This is a genomic window from Emticicia sp., assembly GCF_049241225.1.
In the GTDB taxonomy this organism is placed as follows: domain Bacteria; phylum Bacteroidota; class Bacteroidia; order Cytophagales; family Spirosomataceae; genus Emticicia.
Genome location: NZ_JBMLRC010000189.1, coordinates 30,766 through 51,530 on the forward strand (window position 1 = coordinate 30,766; position 20,765 = coordinate 51,530).

Sequence of the window (20,765 nt, forward strand, 5' to 3'; positions counted from 1 at the left end):
TTTTTTAGGTTAAAAATTGGCATTTAGACCAAAAATGTAGAGTTTTGTCATTGGGAAACTTTCTCCACCACCACGCTCTGGGTCGTAGTTTTGTTTTGACCATGTAAGTAGGTTTTTCCCAGTTGCATAGAGTCTTACACTCTTAATAAAGCTCGTTTTTAAAATCTTACTTCCAAATGTGTAAGCTAGGGTCACGTTTCTGATTCGGGCAAATGAGCCATCTTCATATCCAAGTGTTGATAGGTACTTCAAGCCTCCATTTTTGTTAGGTCTTGGGTAATCATTCGTTGGGTTTTCCGGAGTCCAATAATCGATTCCAGTGGTGCTATTACCTACACCTTGTTGGTCGAAGCGAGCCGAGCGACTCGAATTTATCATTTGCCCAATACGAGCATAGACAAAGAAATTTAGATCAAAACCTTTGTATTTTAATGTATTATCAAAGCCACCGCTCCATTTAGGGCGAGGATTCCCTAAAATAATTCTATCATTAACAGCATCAATTTTCCCATCACCGTTTTGATCTTTTACCTTGATTTCTCCTGGTAATTGCATTGGTGAAATCTTTGCGGCAGCATCGGTTTCTGATGTTTGCCAAATACCAATTTTCTCATAGTCATAGAATACATTGATTGGGTGTCCGATAAACCAGCCATTTCCGATATCGTTTCCACCGGTAACGAGTTCAACGATTTCCTCTGAGTTTTTAGTAAAAGTAAGATTACTACTCCAAGTGAAATTGGAAGTGCGAATATTTGTACTACCGATAGCCACCTCAACCCCACGGTTTCGGGTTTTACCGATATTTTGTTTAACCGTAGTAACACCTGTAGTTGGTGGTAAGCCTCTGTTTAGCAATAAATCAGTAGTTCGAGTATCGTAGTAGTCAATCGAGGCGTTGATTCTACCTGCAAATAAACCAAAATCTAAACCTAGGTTTTTGGTATCGGAAAGCTCCCAGCTGAGTTCGGCATTCCCTACAATTCGAGAAAATGTGTAGGCAGGAACAGCAATATCATTGAAACCCATAGAAACTCGAGCCAAGCTGGTCTGAGTTGCATAAGGCCCAGATGGGTCGTTTCCTGCTATACCATAGCTTATTCTTAATTTTAAATCACTCAAGAATTTTGTATTTTTCATGAAGTCTTCCTCGATGATTCGCCAAGCAAAAGCTGCCGAAGGGAAAAACGTCCATTTATTACCGGTTGCGAGCTTCGATGAGCCATCTTGGCGGGCAGTAAGTGTTAGCAAATATCTGTCTTTAAGTGCATAATTCAGACGCCCAGCATAAGAGAGTAAACTACTTTTCGAGTATCCAGAGTTTATCGTAATCTCTTCGCTTGCACTTCCTAATGAGTAAAACAATTGGCTTGAAAGTAGTTGGTTAACTCCGGAGGCAGACACGTTATCGGATGTTCCTTTAATAAAACTTGCGATTCCAGTGAGCGTTACAACGTGTTGCCCAAAAGTGCGTTGGTAAGTTGCCATATTTTCCCAGTTGATGCTTCTACTGTTGCTTGTCTCGTAGGTGGCAAGTGATTTACCCGTAAGTGATCGGGTGATTGATTTAGGCGATTGATAAGAGCCATCTCTAATGAAACCTAAATTTACACCTAAAGTACTACGAATGGTAAGCCCTTTGACTGGGTTTAGCTCCAAATAGCCATTTGTAAGAATACGTGTAGTTAAAACATTATTTTGGAAAACATCTGGCTGCTCATCAGAGAGTGGGTTGGCTGTCTGACCATCGAGCATGATGAAATTGAAATTGCCATTATCGTCGTATAAAGAGCCTAACGGACTTATTTTATTGGCCTGATTGAGCGGGTCTCTACGCACACTTTGGTCGTAGTACGTAACTTGGTTTTGCATACCCATTTTCAACCAATCATTTAAGGTATAATCAATGTTTAATCTACCGGTGTAGCGTTTAATTTCATCCAGTTTCAAGATTCCTTTTTCATTGAAATAATCTAATGAAGTGTAGGTTTTTAAACGGTCTCCACCGGCTCTGATACCCAATTGGTAGTTTTGCTGTAAACCTTTGTGAATGAGGGCATCCTGATAATCTGTCCATGTGCCACTTTTTAGGGCATTGTATTCTGCAACATTCGCAAAAATTGCGGCATCGTCTGCCTCTGTTTTCCAAATTCCTGCTGCTCGCCAAGCCTCACGCTTAAAATCACGAAATTCGGTAATATTCATGGCTCTCGGATACATTGATACTTGCGAAACCCCCGAATACGTATTAAACGAAATATCAGGTTTACCCGATTTTCCTTTCTTAGTCGTTATCAAAATGACACCATTTGCACCTCTCGAACCATATATGGCAATTGAAGATGCATCTTTCAATATATCCATTGTTTCGATGTCGTTGGCGTTTATATCTTCAAGGTTATTGTATTGGATACCATCTACGATGATGAGTGGAGCATTGTTACCCCCAATTGAGCGGTTTCCACGAATACGGATACTTACACCTGCACCTGCTTGGCCGCTGTTTCGTGTAATATCTGCACCGGCAATTTTACCCTGTGCAGCCTCCAAAACATTGGCGGTTGGAACCTCCTTAAGTTGCTCACTCTTGAGTTGTACCACCGAACCAGTTAAGTCTTTTTTCTTAACTGAGCCGTAGCCAATTACAACTACCTCTTCGAGTGTACTAACATCAGGTTTCAAACCAACAGTAAGGGTTTTGTTATTTCCAACTGCAACTTCTTGTGGCTGATACCCAACGATTGAAAAAACAAGTATACTGGTGTTGTCTTCGGGTACTAAAATCTGAAATGTTCCCTTGGCATCGGTGGTTGTTCCTCTGGTTGTGTTTTTAATTACAACACTTACACCAGGTAATGGAGAATTATTTTCATCATATACTGTACCTGTTAGGGTTCGGTCTTGAATAGCTTTTATTGTTTGCTCAATTTTAGCTTCATAGTCTAACTTCTCGATAACAACTTGGTCTCTTAAAACCTTAAAGTTTAGCTTTAGGGGCGTTAAGAGTTCTTGGAGAGCTTCGCCTAATGGTTTGGCATTGGCATTCATGGAGACAATTCTATCAGCTTTGATTTCGTTGGAACTATAAACGAAGCTGACAGAAGTTTGAGTTTCAATTTGACTGAGGACATTTCTCAGCTTCGAATGCTCAACACTGAGTGTAATAGGGCGTTGAAGTAAATCATTGATTTGGTTTTCGTGGGCAAATGCCGAGAAGACCACCATACATTGAATCAAAAGTAGCTTGACCAATTGATTTACCTGAGAGTTTTTGTAACTCAGTTGATTTCTGAGTGTTAGAAGATACAATTTTTTCATTCTTAAATTGGTATTGTTTAGTTTAATTTCAAGTTAAATGAGTAGGAGGTAACAAATAATTTTGAGTTAAGATTCTTCCATTTTTTTATTTCATTTGCTTTTATTTTTATAATGTTTAACATTTACTTTTTCTTGATTTTTGCCTATTAATTACAACCTTTTCCGCTCAATAGAATGGTTGTACCTTGAATTTCGAACTTAGTATGAAGAGCTGCACAAATCAGTTCTAGTTGCGTAGCAAGGGGTTTGTTATTCAAATTGGCAGTCAATAAACAATTGTACTGTTTTTCATTATCCACCATAAACTGAATTCCATAAGCATCTTTCAGCGTTTCGAGGACTTCTGATAACGGTGTATCATTAAATCTAAAATTGGGAGTTTTTTCTTCCTTCTTATCTGTCTGAATGACGATTGGATTCTCGACTAAGCCAGTGACGAAATGCTGTTCTTCGTTAAAGTACGTGACCGAGTGGTTTGGTGTGAGTATTACGCCTGAGAATTGTTTTTTCTCGTCCGAAGATTTTCTTAAAACTGCTACTCGTCCCGTCATGACTTCTACCTTCACTTGTTTTGTTTTTTCCTCGGTTCGAACATAAAAGCTTGTACCTAATACCTTCGTTATTACGTCATTTGCATACACATAAAATGGCTGAGAAGGACGTTTTTTTACCTCAAAAAAGGCATCACCAGTTAGATATACTTCTCTTTTTTGTGGCGAAAAATGTTTTGGAAAACGAATGATACTATTTGAGGATAATTTTACGGTACTTCCTTCTTCGAGTTCGACTGTGATGGTACCAGCAGAAGTATTTTTCTGTTCAATCCATTCGGTTTCGCTTATTGTTGCAGTGATGTTGACAATTGTGGAATTTTCAGTTTTGGTTAGCCACAACCAACTACACACAATCAGGATTGAGGCTGCAATACTAATCCATGTAGTTTTTTGCCAACGTAAAATTGGAGTGTCTGAAGATTCTTCATTATCTTCTTGATACATTTTAGACTGTATTTGATGCCATAGTTTTTCTTGAAGTTCATTTTTATCAACTACATCTGATGCTGGATTATCGCCATCGAGAGCACCATACCATTGCTCAATTAGTTTTATTTCATCGTGGGTACATTTGCCTTCCAGATACTTCCTCAATAATTCATTAAATTGGTCTTTGCTCATTGATGTTTTTTGGTTTTCAATAAGTAAGACACACTTCGTTCTCTTTTCCGCAATCAATTATATTTAATATTGGAAAAATGCAACATAAGTATTGTATAATGATAAAGAATCTTGTTTTTGTACAGTTATTTTTTTTGGTAGGCTATCTCAATAAAAATAAAAATAAAGCAGGAAGATATTCTTTGAGATGGGTTTTGAGTATTTTTATTGCCTGAGCGATATGGTATTCTACTGTGCGTTCGGGGATATTCAGCTGGGCAGAAATTTCCTTAACGGAGTAATATTGAAGCCTGTTTAAATTAAAAATAAGGCGAGTTTTGTAGGGCATATCATTGAGATGCTCATTGATTTTCGAAATCAGTTCGTTTAAATCGAGTTGTTTTTCGGTAGATAATTCAGATTTAGCATATTCATTCTGAGCATATTCAATGAATTTTTCATGAGTATGCATTGTTCGGTAGTGGTTGATGATTGCATTTTTAACCGAAGCTAATAAATAGTATTCTAATCGTTCGATTTTCAGATTCCGTCGACCTTCCCAAAGTTTAAGAAACACATCTTGGGTAATTTCCTCGGCAATTTTAGTGGAGCGAGTTTTATTATTGGCAATTCCATAGAGCTTTTGCCAATAGCGTAAATATATCTCATGAAATGCCATTTCTTCACCCATGCGAAGGTGCAAAAGGAGAATGTCATCGGGTAGAGATTTGAAATTCACGAGGCTTTAAACTTGAAAAAATACCAAAGTATATAAATATATGACAAAAGTAGAATAAAAGTATCGCTCGAAATGATAATTTAATGCCCTATTCTTGCAATATTTTGTCAGGTTTACGAGCTTAGAAAGCTTTTGTGCTGTTGTAAAGTTGATTTAGGGGATTGACGAATCTCCCTAAATCAATTATTATTTTTTTCAGGAGCCGTTGCTTATCTACCAAAATCATCTTGCACCCTAACGATATCATCTTCGTCTGAAGGATTTTGCGGGTCGGTGTGTTGCCAGATTTCTGCAATAATTCCCCACTCATCTACACCCACCAAACGGTGTCTTTCACCTTGTTTTAAGCTTATGGTGGAGCCCAATGGTAGTGATTCTTGTGTGTTTTCTTCATCCGTCTCGCTTCTTACAATTGCAGCATTTCCTGCTATCACTGTCCAGATTTCTGAACGCCTAAAATGATATTGCCAAGAAAGGCGAGTATTGGGGGCAACCAATAATATTTTAGGACTTAGTTTTTCAAATCCCGCAAAATCAGCTATTGAGAATTGAGGAAAAAAAGTTTCGATGAATAATGGTGCTTGTGTTTCATCAATCACTAAAAAACCTCCCCACGGACGCGAATCATCGGCATTAGCTATTGTAAAACCTTGGTTGTTAATGTATGTTTTTATTTGTTCAAAAATAGCTAATTTGCTTGTGTCTTTTGATGTATTCATTGCATTAAAGTTTCAATTAAAATTAATTTTCTAAATTAAACTGGAGAGTATTATTTTTATAATTGATGTTTTTTTCTGATTTATTAATCACGAGTTTCGTTGGTTTTTTATTGATATCCATTGAAATATTTGTGATTGGTTGTCCGTTTGCCTCTATTTCTACTGCCTGATTTGTAAACACAACGTTCATGAAAACTTTGGAGAGTGAGCTAAAATACACTTTTTCGTTCTTCCGAAGATAGCTTCCATTACTTACAAAAAAAGAATTTACGTTTTCGAGCGAGCCCATAGTGGTATTTTCTGGGTATGTAACCGATAGTATGTAGGCATCTGTTTCCCAACCATTGATTATGATATTTGAGTTCCGGTGCATGAGTCTCCCATCAGCTAACAGATTTAGGAATACATCGGTTATTTTTCCATTTTGTTTGATTCTGACTCCGATATAGTTTTCACCACTTAGTTTTTCGATGATCGGTAAGTTAGTTCGGGCGGCGGTGCCATTCGCTCCCGATGAACCCACAAAGGTTTCTACTGCTTTATTTGAATCATCGAGTAAGATAATTGCGTTGAGAAACTTTTCTTGTCGAGATTTTTCGGCAGGTGATAAAGCAAAATACGGAATTTTTACTTTAGCATTTCGGTCTTTTATACCTTGTCTTTCTTCTAGTTTCATTTTTTCTGGAAAGTCGTGTGGATACCCCAGGGGTAAAGTTTCGGGAAAGAGCGGTCTAAACAAAATAGAGGCATCATTATTTGAGATTTCCAGATCTGGTCCTTTTTTTAGAGCTTTTTCTTGAAAATGTAAAAGAAAATCAAACTTGCCAGTTTCGTAGGTTTTCACATCGTCGAGAATTAAAATTACCTTGTCAAGCCAGAGGAAATTTCGATAATTCCTCAAGAAATTCCTTGAAGTAGGGCCAGTGGCATCGGCCAATACGTATTTCAGATTGTTGGCATCAATGAGGTGATGTAAACTACCCGGGTTTTTTACGGCATGATATTGGTCTTGTGGGTCTTGGGCAGTACCATTAAATAGTAGCACATTGTGAGCTTCGCTTCTCACAAAATACGAGCTATATTCTGGTAAACCGTAACTAACATCGCCACCATCAATGAGTAGATATTGGCCCTTATGATATAGCACAAACGAACCTGCATCAGCATGAGCGTGATTCCAAGTATAACCACTCTTGACGCCCAGTAATGTAGCGTCCTTTTTCCAAGAATCTCTAAAAGTTGCCCAGCCCATGTCTTTATACATTGCTGCATTAGGTAGCGGATTCGATGCTTTTATTTGCTCGAATTTAGGATGGTATAAAAATCCCAGTGGTGTATTGATATTCAAATCTTCACGTCCTTCACTCAGGCCAATTTCATTTAGATACCATTGGTAATAATTTTTACCTAAACCGAGAGCAAGCATTAGTTTTGTCACTCGCTCACCATTTGAAAAATCGTTAGAATCGCCAAAGTTCAATGACATCAATCGTTTGGAATTTGGGTACGAAGTATGTATAAACCAATCAACGGTTTTTTGTAAAAGATTATCATAGGGCATGGAGATTGGCTTAAGGGCATTTGTGTAAGCCAACCTAAACATAAGGTACTCTGAAACACCAAAGTTTGCATAATTTACGCTTTCGTAAAACCCGCCATTCGAGTCAAACGAAGAAGGTTTATTTTCTAGGATGCTCCCCGAAAAACTGAACCATTCTCGGCTGGCTTGCATTATTTCTTCAATGCGAGTTTTTGCCTGCTCATCTTCGGTCATGATTGCCAACGAGGCAATTCCTGCCTCAAAAACAACCGCAGACCACCAATTGTGCCCCATAGAATTTAAGGAATGAATGCGTTTATTGGTAGACATCCAGTCATTCAGAGCTGGTTCAATACCTAATTTATTTATTGCTTCAACAATTTTTTTTCTTTCTTCTTTTGTAAGATAATTGTAAATTCCGTCATAGATAATAGCCGTCTGAAAACACCCACGTGCAGTACCTAAGCCCGAATTCCAACGAGGTGTGCGGTCGTCAAGTCCATCCCATTTATCTTTATTTATCCAATCAAAAAGTAATTCTTTGGCTCTTTCTGCATATTTCACCTCGCCTGTCATGCAATATGCCAGTGTAAGTATCTCAGGATTTCCTTTTTTTCCTTCTAAGGCTTTGTTGGCAGATTGTAGCATATTAACCCATGCTTTATTCAAGAGCGTGTCGTTCTCCAAGCGTTTCTTTACATCAGCGATGCTTTCGGGTGTGTAAAATAAATAAGGATGGGGTTTATGCTGAGCCATTAACTGATTACCCAGGCTCAGCAATAAGACTATAATTACGCGTACATTCATTAGTTAGAATTTTGAATATTATTATTTTGAACGATAAAATTTAAATCCGAATAGAAAAATTATTACATAGCATAAAATAGGTAGATAATAGGCTGAGGCAACATCATGATTAGCTATCTTTCCCATTAATGGAGGAAACACGGCTCCGCCAACAACGCCCATTACTAAGTATGAGGCTCCTTGTTGAGTTTGCGTTCCAAGGCCTTTTAATCCTAAACTAAAAATCGTTGGAAACATAATACTGAAAAAGAAATTTAGAGAAATAAGGGCAACAAAAGAAACCCAACCGAAGCTTTGAGCAATGATTATGCACATTAAGATATTTGCTAATGCAAAGCTTGCCAATAGCTTATTGGGTGCAATAAAGTTCATGAGATATGTACCTACAAAACGCCCAAGCATCATCATAACCATGCTTAATGAAAAGTAATAAGCAGCCGAAGATTCTGGCAAAGCCATTTTTTCTACACCATAATTAATAAAAAATGCCCACGTGCCACCTTGTGCAGCTACATTGAAAAACTGTGCTAATATAGCCCAAATAAAATGTCTTCGCTTGAAAAGAGGCAGCGTATTTTCGGGTAAGTGTTCGGAAGAATCAATTCCGTGTGACTCATTCAGAGTAGGCACTTTTACGAAGTAAAATGCCAAAGCGATCAATAAAATCACTATACCGATTATCGAATATAATATTTTTACCGAAGATAAGTCGCCATCATTTGAACCGGATTTTAAGATAAAGAATCCGCCAATCAATGGCCCGATAACCGCTCCAAGACCATTAAACGATTGGGCAAAGTTTATTCGTTTGTCGGATGTTCGCTCATCGCCCAATACAGCAACAAAGGGATGAGCTACGGTTTCGAGTGTTGCCAAACCACAAGCCAGAATAAATAATGCTACTCGGAAAAACATAAATGAGGCCGCATTGGAGGCAGGCACAAAGAGTAAAGCCCCGATTGCGTAGAGAATCAACCCTAACATTACACCATTTTTGTAGCCAAAACGTTTCATGAATAGCCCCGCCGGAATACCCATAACGGCGTATGCCCCAAAAATCGAAAATTGAACCAATCCAGATTCTGACTTTGAAACATTTAATACATTCTGAAAATGCCGATTTAGCACATCTCCCATCGTTATGGCTATTCCCCACAACATAAAAAGTGAGGTGACGAAAATGAGCGTTGTAAGGTATTTTTTTTCGGTAAAAGCGATTTTTTGCTTCATATTTATTAAGGATTAATAGCTCCGATTAGGGCCGCTTGTTCGCCTAATTTGGATTTAACTACTTTGATACCTGGATAATGATTGTCTAAAAACTCTTGAATACTTGGGTAGAAGATATGAAATGAATTGGCGATATTTCCGCCAATAACGATTACTTCTGGATAAAAAATAGAAATAAACTCATTGATAAAATAGGTTAAATGCCTAGAAAACTCGTCATATACTTGTTTGGCGTATTTATCCGAATCATAAATTGAGGAAATTGCTTTTACGCCATCGAGTTTTGTATTGGTTAATTCTTCATATCTGGCCAAAAACCATCGTGTAGAAACATATTCTTCGATTACTCCTGACTCGAATTTATAGGTGAACCCTAAACCTAAATCTTTGGCTTTACCGTTCTCATAGATGGCAGTACCTAATCCTGTTCCGATAGTAAGACCAATGCTTTTTTTGTATCCAACTCCAGCACCCGAAGTCATTTCACCTGCCAAATATGCCTCAGCATCATTTTTAAATTGAATTTTCTCCGATTCAATTTCTAATCTTTCAGCCAAAGATTTTTTGATGTTTAATCCATATAGACTTTCATATTTATTGACATTTTGCATCAGACAAACGCCAGTTTCATAGTCAAACGGGCCGGGCATAGCAATCCCGATTTTTGAAAGTTTGCTAAAGTCTGAGCCTATCGTGTTTTCGATTGCCGAAGTCCACTGTGCAAGGATGTTATCGGCACAATCGTGCGAATTGACATGAACCCGCTGCATAGAACCAAAATCTACTTTTCCGTTTTCGGAATTAATCAACGCTGAGGTAATATGTGACCCTCCAATATCTACTCCTATATGTTTATTTGAACTGTGCATAATTTTGTAAAAGTTCAGTTTTTGTTTAACCAAATGCTTGTGCCGCCGTTGGGTACTAATGAAATTTTTAGATGAGAAGTCGAACTAAATTTTTGTTGGCTGATAGCTACTTTGGTTTTGGTAGTTAGCTTTTCATCATCATAAAATATTTTACCATCGTAAACCTTATCTTTATCTAAGAAATCCAAAGTAATTTCAATTTCTCGTGCTTTGTCATTATTAATTGCTCCAATAAACCATTCATTGCCTTTACGACGTGCCGTAATGATGTATTCACCAATTTTTCCATCAATAATTTTGGTTTCGTCCCATGTTGTATGAACTTTTTCAAAAAACTCAATCTCTGCCTCTCCCTGATATTTTGATGGTGTATCATACCAAAAGAGTGTTTGTAGAGGGCTGTAATTGACTACCGACATAGCCAATTGATGACCGTGGGTAGTTTTTAGGCGTTTATCATAATAGCAAATGGTGTAATCTGCTGGACCAACCAAACCACGAGTAAATGGCAAAACCGTATTGTGAGTACCATCAGGAAACTCCTCATTACCTCTGATTCCTTCCGCTGTCATGAGGTTAGGCCAGAAACGTTGTTCGCCAGTTGGCCGATATTCGTCATGGATATTCACCATCAATTGATTGTCCGCACACTTTTGAACCATCTCATGAAGCCAGGTTGTCCATCGATGTGAGCCTACCTGCACAAAACCAAACTTAACGCCCTTGATTCCCCATTCTTTGTAGAGTGGAAAAATCTGGTCTGCTTGCTTGAGTAATGCTTGTTGATTTACATAAACCCAAACTCCAATGCCCTTTTCGTTTCCGTATCTTATCACTTCCTGCATGTCCAAGTCTTTAATAACCACTTGACGAGCATCTGATTTGAATGAAAATGCTGGTCCGTACCATTTCCAATCAAACAAGATGTACTGTAAATTATGTGCTTTGGCAAAATCAATGCAGGCCTTGCCTCCTTTGGTGGTCAGGGTAGTCTCTCGAATAATTTTACCCGGTTGAATCCAAGAAGTATATTTGAAATTTGATGGATTATTTAAGTTAAGAAAGATAAAATTATTTTCTATCAGCTTAGTTTCTTTTTCGGCTGCCATGATTACACGCCATGGTGTACCGAATTCGGTGATAGCATCTACTTTATCATATAAACTTGTAGTGAGCGTGTTCTCGGATTTGAACTTAAATTTTGTCCGTGAATAATCTATCATGGCCGCTTCTCCTATGCAGCCTTTTATACCATTGGCTAACTCAAATACCAAAGGTCTTTCGGTTTCTTCGTTCAATTCATTGACACCTATTTTAGCGTATTTCCCTTGGGCATGGTTTGTATGCCAAATTTTTGTATTTGTTGGAAACTTAAATTCTGTATTTTCTGATTCTATTGAATAATACGTTCCCTCTCCATTTTCTGGGAAATAATAACGAAAAGCGATTCCTTCGTTTGATGCCCTGAAAATGAATTGAACGGTTATATCTGGTCTAACTTCGTTTTTGTAAGTGATGATTGTTTCGTTATAATTATTTCTTATGCTTTCATTTGCTCCGAAAAGTGGTTTCCACGTAGTATCTTTTGAAGTGGTGTTTTCTGATAAATAAACCAAATTATCAAACCATCTTGGGCGAGTGTTGGTGGGTCTTGCCATGGCAATATCCGAAAGCAAGCTATTGATTTTTACATCAATTTCTGATTTTAAAACTATCGGCTGATTTTTATAAAAAACTTCATAACTAAATCTCGGAGCTTTATTTTCTTCAAAATTTTGGTGAAAGACAGCCTGGAAATTCCCATCGGGCGATTGTACAATGCGTTTTATTTGTGCCTCAACCGAAATTGAAACAAACACATTTATTATTATAATTACATAAATGATTAATCGATTTAGCAACATAGCAAAAAAATTATTTGGGTATGGACGATTGTCTGATAATTAATGAAACGGGTAAAATTATCGTTTCTTTTTTCTTCTGTGTTTTTTTAGTGGTATCAAGCATATCTAACATATTATTGATAATCGTTGAGGATAACAATTCGATTGGTTGTGAAACGGCCGTGATTGAAGGTGTGAAAAGCTCATAGTAAAAATGGTCATCGAAACTGACATAACCTATTTTATTACCCATCGTACCTAAGAGTTTCAATGCTTTAATTCCGCCTACGGTCAGGTAGTTTGTTCCAAACAGAATAGCATCAATCTCGGGATTATCTTTCAAAAATGTTTTTATCTTTCTAGTAATCTGCTCATATTGTAATTCATATTTTATTTGCAGTACTTTACTGGCTGATTCGTTTTCTTCGATAAATTTTAGATAGCCTTTTAAGCGACCTTGCATTTGGGTTTGTTCGGATTCGAGGGTGATAAAAGCAATGTTTTTAAACCCGTTGTCGAACAAATGCTCAGTTGCTTTATATGAGCCATATTCATTATCAACGATCACGTTGAATGTCTCGATTTCAGGCAGGTATCGATCAAATAGAATCAAAGGCTTGCCTTCTTCTTGAAGTTTTAGGATTAAATCCTCAATTTGTATGGTTGGGGCAATAATGAAGCCATCAACGTTTCTGTCTGACATTAGTGTAATGACTTCCCTGATTTTTTCTGGCTCATTGTTACAGCTAGAAACGACCAGTTTGTAGCCAGCTTCAAAAGCTTTCTTTTCAATGCCACTGGCTACCTCCGAGAAGAAAGGGTCAGCAATATCTTCCACAATCATACATATAGTTTGGCTTTTGCCAGTGCGAAGGCTTTTTCCAAAAAAATTGGGTTTGTAGCCCGTTGCTTCTATATATTCTTCGATTCGCTTAATTAACTCCTCACTGATTCTTTTTTCTCTACCTCTTCCGTTTAAAACAAACGATAACGTGGCTGTTGATACATTCAGCTCTTTTGCAACATCGACAATTGACTTTTTCTTTTTCAAAGCATAATAGGTTTTTGCTGCCAAATTTAACGTTTTTTTTCGATATTATAGTTTGTTTATACGTTTTAGCTTTATCAATGCTTCAAGATAGTAATAATCTGCGTAATTTATCGAGGCATCTATTTCGGTACCATTCGGATGGTGGCCAGTAGAATGGAGTAAAATAGCTGAGTTTGTAGCTCTGCTTTGGTATCGTTCGCTTGATAATTCCTCTAAGATTTTTACAGCAGTCGTGTAATATTTAGCTGCCTTGGCTTTGTTTGGAATCATTTTCGATAAATCTAAAAGTGCAGAAGCTGTAATTGCTGCGGCAGAGGCATCACGAGGGGCATTCGGAATATTTGGGGCGTCGAAGTCCCAATATGGAATTAAATCTTTGGGCAGTCTTTTTAGGTAAATATCTGTTACTTTTTGAGCAAAATCTAAATATTTTGCCTTTTTAGTTTCTCGATACACCATTGTATAGCCATAAATTGCCCAGGATTGTCCTCTTGCCCACATGCTATTATCGGCATAACCTTGATGAGTTTGACCAATAATTTTTTTTCCAGTCAGTGTATCATACACTACCACATGATACGAACTAAAATCTGGTCTGAAATGGTTCTTCATAGTTGTTTCGGCATGTTTATCCGCAATTTGATATAATTTCTTATTCCCACCATTTTTTGAAGCCCAAAATAGAAGCTCAAGATTTATCATGTTGTCGATGATCGTATTATGCCCACCATATTTTGCTACATTTCTTGGCCATGAAAGTATGGTTCCGACTTTCGGATTGTAAAGTGTTGCTAGTGTGTCGGCAGCGGCCAATATTATCTTTTTATAATCGGGGTTTTTGGTGATTCGGTATCCATTGCCTAAACTACAAAATATCTGAAAGCCTAAATCATGATCAAAAGCCTTTTCATAAGCTAATGGAGTAAGTAAACGAGAAAAATGATCTGCTTCATTTTTTAGTTTTTCATCCTTTGAAAACTCAAACAGATACCAGAGTGTTCCGCCCCAGAAACCAGAGGTCCAATCTCTAAAATCAACATACCGCCATTTGGTTGTAGTGCTATTAATATTTCTTGGAATATCCTTTGATTTATCAGGAATCAGAGCGAGTGCCTTTTCTACTTGACCTGTTGAATATTGTAGGCTTTTATTGACGAAGTCTTGTGCAAAGATGGTATTAAAGCTTAAAAATAAAGTAGCAAATAAGAGATTCTTTTTCATGGATGTATTTGGAAGGTTTGTAATAAGAAATTCTTATAGTGAAGGTTAGTGCTTTGAATATTTCTGCAGCGAGAAGAAGATGGAAAGTTCTTAATGATTCAAAAAAAATGCCTATACTTCTATCTGAACTGCCCCCAAAAATTGAAAGGTAAAGACGCTAAAAGCGTCTTTACGAATACACCTTTTATTAACTTATATCAATTTACCAACCTGTTGTTTGTGTTAAATTTTTGTTCAGATTTATTTCCTGAGTCGGAATAGGTAAAAGATAGTTTTTCTCTTCCCATTTACGAGATGACTCAAGAGTAAAGACATTTCCAATTAGTCTGTTTCCAAGGCCACTCCATCTTCTCTCATACTCTGTTCCTCTCCAAGTAATTCCTTGAATTGGCTTTGGCATCTCAATCTCGGCAGTTTTCCAGCGTTTGAGGTCATCTAATCTGAAACTTTCTAAGTATAGTTCAAGAGTACGTTCTCTACGGATTTCTTCTCTCATCGAAAGTCCGTTATTACTAACTAAGGCATTGCTCAATTTAGGCATGGTCTTGTTTACACGATTTCTTACTAAATTGATCGAAATATCGAGGTCAGTATCTGAGATAGCCCCATTTCTTTCAAATACTGCTTCAGCATATGTCAATAAAACTTCCGCGTATCTAATCACTGGGTAGTCATAGGCTTCTTCATTATCTACTAAACGTCTTTCTGTACACCATTTCTGATTGGCATATCCACTATTAGATGCTGAATTGTGTCTTCCTTCTGAGCCAGCATTATCGGCTGCATCACCTCTCCATGTAGTTCTTGCACCTGGGTTTTCATTTGAGAAACGAAAGACACCATCCATTAAAAGTGTATAACGCATACGATTATCGCGGTTTTGAAACTCTGATGTTGTTGTGGCATATCCTCTAAACAATGGTGATTTGTTGATAGGCAAGCCATCTTGGCATAAGTACATATCCGCCAGTTTTTTTGTTGGCCAAATAACGTTATTCAGAGCAGCGTGCGTGATATTTGAGCGTATCTGACGCAAATTAAAGTCATATCTATTGGCTAAAATATACTCTCGGTTGGCTGCTTTTGTGATATTTGCTGGGTTCGATTGTTGATTCTCAAGAATAAACATATATTTCTGAGCAGAGTCTCCTAATGCTGCTGGTGCAAATAGTTGATACTCACGGCTATCAATCACTGCTTTTGAATTGGCTATGGCTTTATCCAAGAAATTGTTGGCCGAATTTCCGTTTCTAAATTTCTGCCATGTGCCTTCATAAAGTGCAACTCTTCCTAAAAAACCTTGTGCGGCTCCTTTGCTAATTCTGCCTTTGTCAGCTGCTGTAATAGAGCTTTCAACACGTAGGTCTGGAATGGCACTTTCTAAATCTGAAATAATAAAGTTAATTGTTTCTTCACGAGTAGCCCTAGGGCTTGATAATGCCTCTGAATCAACCGTAACCACATTTTTTAGAATTGGCACTCCTCCGTGTAATTGAAACAAATCGAAATAAACATACGCCCTAAAAAATTTTGCTTCGGCTACTAAACTTTTAATTTCATCTGGCTTGGGGTAAGCCTCAGCTTTTTCTAAAAAGAAATTAATCGCTCGGATTCTACGGAAAGCTGTGGTCCAGTTACCATCTGTATTTGGTATCGTATTTGTTCCGTTACTGAACGGGTTTGCTCCATCCCTCGAATACAATAAATCACTCCTTAAATCGGCGTGAGGAGTATTACCTATCATATCAGTGAAAGTGTACAAGTAGGTATAGAACTCATTTGCCGCCAATTTGAATTGGTCAGCGTTTTGCCAATATGAAGCATCCGAAATCTCATTGAGTGGCTTCATATCGAGTAAATCATTACAGCTCGATAGTCCGAATAGATTTAATCCAAGTGCTGCAACAACTATTTTTATATATTTATTTTTCATTTCAATGTTGAATTAAATTATTAGAATGTAAGATTTAAACCAAAGGTCATATAACGGTAAAAAGGGAATCGTTGGCTAAAAGTAGAAACATTGTTGTTTTCTGCATCGCCAGTGTTTGCTACACTTCTGGTAGCTTCGGGATCCCAGCCATCCTTGATTTTACTTCTTTCCCACAAATCACTGCCAGAAAAATATACTCTCAGTCTTGATATGTGCAGTCTCTGAGTCAGTGCCGATGGTATCGTATAGCCCACAACTAAGTTTTTCAAGCGGATATACGCAGCATTTTCGACTACAAATGAAGAAGGGAAATAATTGTAATTGTTGATCGTTCCGGTAGTGGAGAGTCTTGGGTAATAGGCATCGGTATTTGTACTACTCCATGTTTGACCCAAAAATGCTGCATTCTGGGCTTGGAAAATAGTCTGTGCTGGTAAACGCCAGTTTCCGTCTCTGATTAATTCTCTCTTAGCAACACCTTGAAAAATTACATTAAAGTCAAATCCTTTCCAGTCGAATCCACCGTTGAATGAGTAAATGTATCGAGGGTTATCCGAACCTAAATTTACAGCATCCTCAGGGAAGGTAATCCTACCATCTCCATTTATATCTTTATACATATTATCACCAATGGCGAGGCGTGCATTTGCCTGAGCGGTGGCAGCACCACTCGGTATACCAATATTATTTCCTGTGATAAACTTACGATAGGCATCTAATTGCTCTTGGCTTTGGATTCGGCCATCATAAACCAAGCCAAAGTATGAGTTAATCGGATGGCCTTCCACCCCACTATTTAAGCCTCTATTTGCTGAACTAATGATGGTTTGTCCGCCAAAAGAAACAAGGTTATTGTTATTGTCTGAGATATTTCCGCCGATTCTGTAGTTGAAACTTCCAATTTTATCTCTCCACTGTAAAGCACTCTCCCATCCTTTTGTTTGTAGGACTCCGTTGTTGCCATCTGGAGCATTAGCACCCAGTAAACTTGAGTACGTGCGACTTATCAGCATGTTGTTGTTGTTTTTTATGTAGGCATCAAAAGAGCCCACTAAACGGTTGTTCAAGAAAGCAAAATCGAGACCAATATTTTGGTTGATTACGGTTTCCCATGTTCTATCAAGGGCCACGAGTGTACCGTTTGGTGCAACCCTAACTACTGGACTTGAACCAAGAATCGGGAAGCCACTCGATGTTGCACCTGGCGAGAAATTCAAATTTAAAAACTGGATATAATCGTACAGGCCGATACCATTTTGATTACCGACTTTACCATAAGAAAGTCTGAGTTTTAATTCATCAATAGCCTTTACATCACGTAGGAAACTTTCTTGTTTGATTCTCCACCCTACTGATGCACCATAAAATCCTTGCCAGCGGTTGTCCGCATCAAATTTTGATGAACCATCATATCTGAAATTTGCTTCAAATAAATATTTATCATTGAGTGAGTAATTCAATCTACTGAAATAACCACCAATTGCATAATGATTTTGGGCTTCACCAATAGTTTTTGTGGTAGGGTCTCCGGTACTTAATGATAATGAATTCGGAACATTCGGAACTACATCCAATGTTCTTGAGAAAAATCTGTTGTACTCGTTTCGCTCATATTGAAGACCTGCAGTTAATCTAAAATCGTGAATAGAATTAAACTTTTTAGCATACTCTGCGTAGGCACTTGCATTGTAGTACGCCTCTTGCTTATTCGCACGCTGATAAGAGCTTCGTGTTGGAAGTGTCGATAACAATAAGCTACCGTCATAATTATAAAATGGAATATTATTTTCAAAAGTTCGGTAATCAGTATTCAATAAATAATATCCAACTGTTCCCACCAATTTAAGTGATGGTATAACTTCATAACTAAGATTAGTATTTACGTTGATACGAGTGTTTAACTCCTTGTTGTCACCACCAAATTTAGCAATCGATGCCTGTGAAGCATTCTGAATACCCGAACCCCACAAATATGCATCGCCCTTGGCATTGAAAGCAGGTAAGCCTTGTTGAATACCATTATTTAATACATTGCCCAAAAGAGTTGGTTGAATAATATCATTTCTCTCTAATGAGAGATTTGTTCCCATTTTTAACTTAGAAGAAAAGTTATAGTCGTGTGTCAATCTGAAATTATATCTTTTGTTAGAGTTATTTCCGTACTGCAATAGGCTACCATCATTCAAATAACCTAACGAAATTCTATAACCGGCCTTGTCTGTTCTTGACGATACACTCAATTGATGTTCCATCGAATTGGCATTACCCCAAAGAATATCCTGCATTGATTCTCTGAAAAAAGGAAAATCTCTAACATCCCCAAAAAGTGCTGCACCAGGAGTACCATAGGCCACATATTCGGCAGGGGTAATTACAGTTTTGTTATCTTTTAATGCTTTTTCCATGACATTAGTTAGGTTCAGCCAAAGGTCGGTTTGGGCAAAACCATCATTTGTTCTGGCTTCTCTAATAAATGGCCACCACTCATCTACTGTTAACAATTTTGGTTGAAGCCCAAGAACTTTCTGAGAAAAAGCTGTGCTATACTCAATGGTAGGTTTCCCAGATTTAGCACGTTTAGTAGTAATTAATACCACACCACCAGCTGCTCTTGAACCATAAATAGACGCTGCTGCATCTTTAAGGAAAGATATATTGTCAATATCATTTGGATTAATTGAGTTTAAGGCGTTGGCTTGGGGTACTGGCACTCCATCAATAATAATCAAAGGTTCAGTATTATTGGTCGAGGAAGCACCTCTGACTTGGAAGTTCCAGTTTTCACGACCGGGTTGAGCCGAGTTTCGAGTTACAACTACACCGGGAACCTGTCCTTGCAATGCTTGCATTGGGTTTGCAATGGGGCCCCTGTTTTTGAATACCTTATCATCGACACTCACTACCGAACCAGTTAGTGTTTCTTTTCTCTGTTCACCGTAGCCTACTACCACTACTTCTTCCAAGGTCTTTGTATCTTCTTGCATTACTACGGTGATTGAGTTTTGATTTCCAACCGTAATTTCTTGCGTTAAATAACCAACATAACTTACAACCAAAACTGATTTTTCGTTTGGAACTTTTATTGTAAATTCTCCATTGGAGTCAGTAGTTGTTCCGGTAGTTGTACCTTTTACTGTGATACTCACGCCGGGCAATGTTCCGCCTCCTTGGTCTGACACTTTACCTTTGATATTTCTTTCTTGTACTTTGACGACTTTATCCTTTGCAGTTGCACTCGTTGTGGCAAAGGACACCGTCAAAGTAGAGAGGGCTGATAGAAGAAGAATCCTCGAAATCCTTCCTGTTAAATATTGATTGACCATATTGAATAAATTAAGTATTAATAGAAAATCATTTTAATGAAATGGGAAAACAGAATAAATGGAAAATGATTAAACGTTTAAGCAATTAAATAAAAAATAAAAACCTTCAAGAAAATGAACATATAAAGGTCTTTTTGAGCTGTAATCAGCTGGAAATTGAATTATTTCAATTTGTTTTGTAAAGTTAAGTAGGTAAAACGATTTAGCAAAATTTTTTAATAAAATTATTTAATATTCTTTCTCAACATTGTTATATTTTTTTAACAAGCAAATAAATTTTAGGAAAGTAATAACTTGAGGCTGTCTTAAAAGTAAAATCAACCAAATAATATTCAGCAAATCACCGAGTGTCGGTCGCCTCATCCCAATCGCATCGGCGGTCTGACCTTCTCCTCATATGAGAAGGGCTAAAAGTCTCCCCCTCCTGCGAGGAGAGGGAGATTGAGATGTCAAATGCTATCCAAATATTCTTTTGTGAAGAAAACTTTTGAGACAGCCTCTTTTTTTAATTACATCCTCCAATTCTTGCACTAAAAACAGTACCATTTTCCGCTATAAATCCTGGTTTGAGCTCTATGACTTTTGATTCGTAAGCTACTTTTGCTGTGCCGCTTATTCTATTAGCAGCAGTAATGCTTCCATTCGAGGCATTTGTTTGTTTTAAGCGTGTACCACTCGAGTAGTCATCAGCAGTGCTCGAAAGGCTTATTTGCCTTACACAAGGTTCGTTAGTGTTTACTGTAACAATGGCTGTAGTCGAAACTGTACTTTCGCAACCACTTTGTGTACATATTGCTGTATATCCTGTTGTTTGAATTGGACTCACAGTTAATGGATTGACAGAACTGCCATTTGACCAGTTTATAACACCATTGCAACCACTTGCCGTTATTACTGATGATTGTCCGATAGTGATTGTTTGTGGGGAAGCATTCAGCATAGGGGCATTTGGCTTGGCTTTGATTTCACCAGTGGCAG

13 protein-coding genes are annotated in these 20,765 nt (G+C 37.6%); all 13 read right to left on the minus strand.

Going from position 1 to position 20,765, the window contains the following annotated elements:
- Positions 1 to 9: 9 nt before the first annotated feature.
- Complete coding sequence (locus tag ACOVO2_RS10630; protein ID WP_421769946.1) at positions 10 to 3,318, minus strand: TonB-dependent receptor; 3,309 nt, start codon at positions 3,316 to 3,318, stop codon at positions 10 to 12.
- A 146-nt stretch (positions 3,319 to 3,464) separates the two neighbouring features.
- Positions 3,465 to 4,493, minus strand: coding sequence for a FecR family protein (locus tag ACOVO2_RS10635; RefSeq protein WP_421769947.1), 1,029 nt, complete (start codon positions 4,491 to 4,493; stop codon positions 3,465 to 3,467).
- A 142-nt stretch (positions 4,494 to 4,635) separates the two neighbouring features.
- Complete coding sequence (locus ACOVO2_RS10640; RefSeq protein WP_421769948.1) at positions 4,636 to 5,211, minus strand: RNA polymerase sigma factor; 576 nt, start codon at positions 5,209 to 5,211, stop codon at positions 4,636 to 4,638.
- A gap of 209 nt (positions 5,212 to 5,420) precedes the next feature.
- Positions 5,421 to 5,930 carry a phosphoheptose isomerase gene (locus tag ACOVO2_RS10645; RefSeq protein WP_421769949.1) on the minus strand — a complete coding sequence of 170 codons (510 nt, stop codon included), beginning with the start codon at positions 5,928 to 5,930 and terminating at the stop codon, positions 5,421 to 5,423.
- A gap of 22 nt (positions 5,931 to 5,952) precedes the next feature.
- Entirely contained in the window at positions 5,953 to 8,277 is a 2,325-nt protein-coding gene (locus ACOVO2_RS10650; protein WP_421769950.1) for a heparinase II/III domain-containing protein, read from the minus strand.
- A 21-nt stretch (positions 8,278 to 8,298) separates the two neighbouring features.
- A complete protein-coding gene (gene fucP, locus ACOVO2_RS10655) occupies positions 8,299 to 9,507 on the minus strand; it encodes an L-fucose:H+ symporter permease (RefSeq protein ID WP_421769951.1) in 1,209 nt (402 codons plus the stop codon).
- 5 nt (positions 9,508 to 9,512) lie between these two features.
- A complete protein-coding gene (locus ACOVO2_RS10660) occupies positions 9,513 to 10,376 on the minus strand; it encodes an ROK family protein (protein WP_421769952.1) in 864 nt (287 codons plus the stop codon).
- A 14-nt stretch (positions 10,377 to 10,390) separates the two neighbouring features.
- The gene (locus tag ACOVO2_RS10665; protein WP_421769953.1) at positions 10,391 to 12,280 is read right to left on the minus strand and encodes a glycoside hydrolase family 97 catalytic domain-containing protein; all 1,890 of its coding nucleotides are present in this window, start codon (positions 12,278 to 12,280) and stop codon (positions 10,391 to 10,393) included.
- A gap of 10 nt (positions 12,281 to 12,290) precedes the next feature.
- Positions 12,291 to 13,334, minus strand: a complete 1,044-nt coding sequence (locus tag ACOVO2_RS10670) for a LacI family DNA-binding transcriptional regulator (RefSeq protein ID WP_421769954.1) — start codon at positions 13,332 to 13,334, stop codon at positions 12,291 to 12,293.
- A gap of 21 nt (positions 13,335 to 13,355) precedes the next feature.
- On the minus strand, positions 13,356 to 14,531 hold the full coding sequence (locus ACOVO2_RS10675; protein WP_421769955.1) for a glycoside hydrolase family 88 protein: 1,176 nt from the start codon (positions 14,529 to 14,531) through the stop codon (positions 13,356 to 13,358).
- 202 nt (positions 14,532 to 14,733) lie between these two features.
- Positions 14,734 to 16,464: a RagB/SusD family nutrient uptake outer membrane protein gene (locus ACOVO2_RS10680; RefSeq protein ID WP_421769956.1), complete on the minus strand. Its 1,731-nt coding sequence runs from the start codon at positions 16,462 to 16,464 to the stop codon at positions 14,734 to 14,736.
- A gap of 20 nt (positions 16,465 to 16,484) precedes the next feature.
- The gene (locus tag ACOVO2_RS10685) at positions 16,485 to 19,787 is read right to left on the minus strand and encodes a SusC/RagA family TonB-linked outer membrane protein (RefSeq protein ID WP_421769957.1); all 3,303 of its coding nucleotides are present in this window, start codon (positions 19,785 to 19,787) and stop codon (positions 16,485 to 16,487) included.
- Positions 19,788 to 20,292: 505 nt separating this feature from the next.
- The coding region (locus ACOVO2_RS10690) for a 3-coathanger stack domain-containing protein (protein ID WP_421769958.1) at positions 20,293 to 20,765 on the minus strand (473 nt) is incomplete at its 5' end.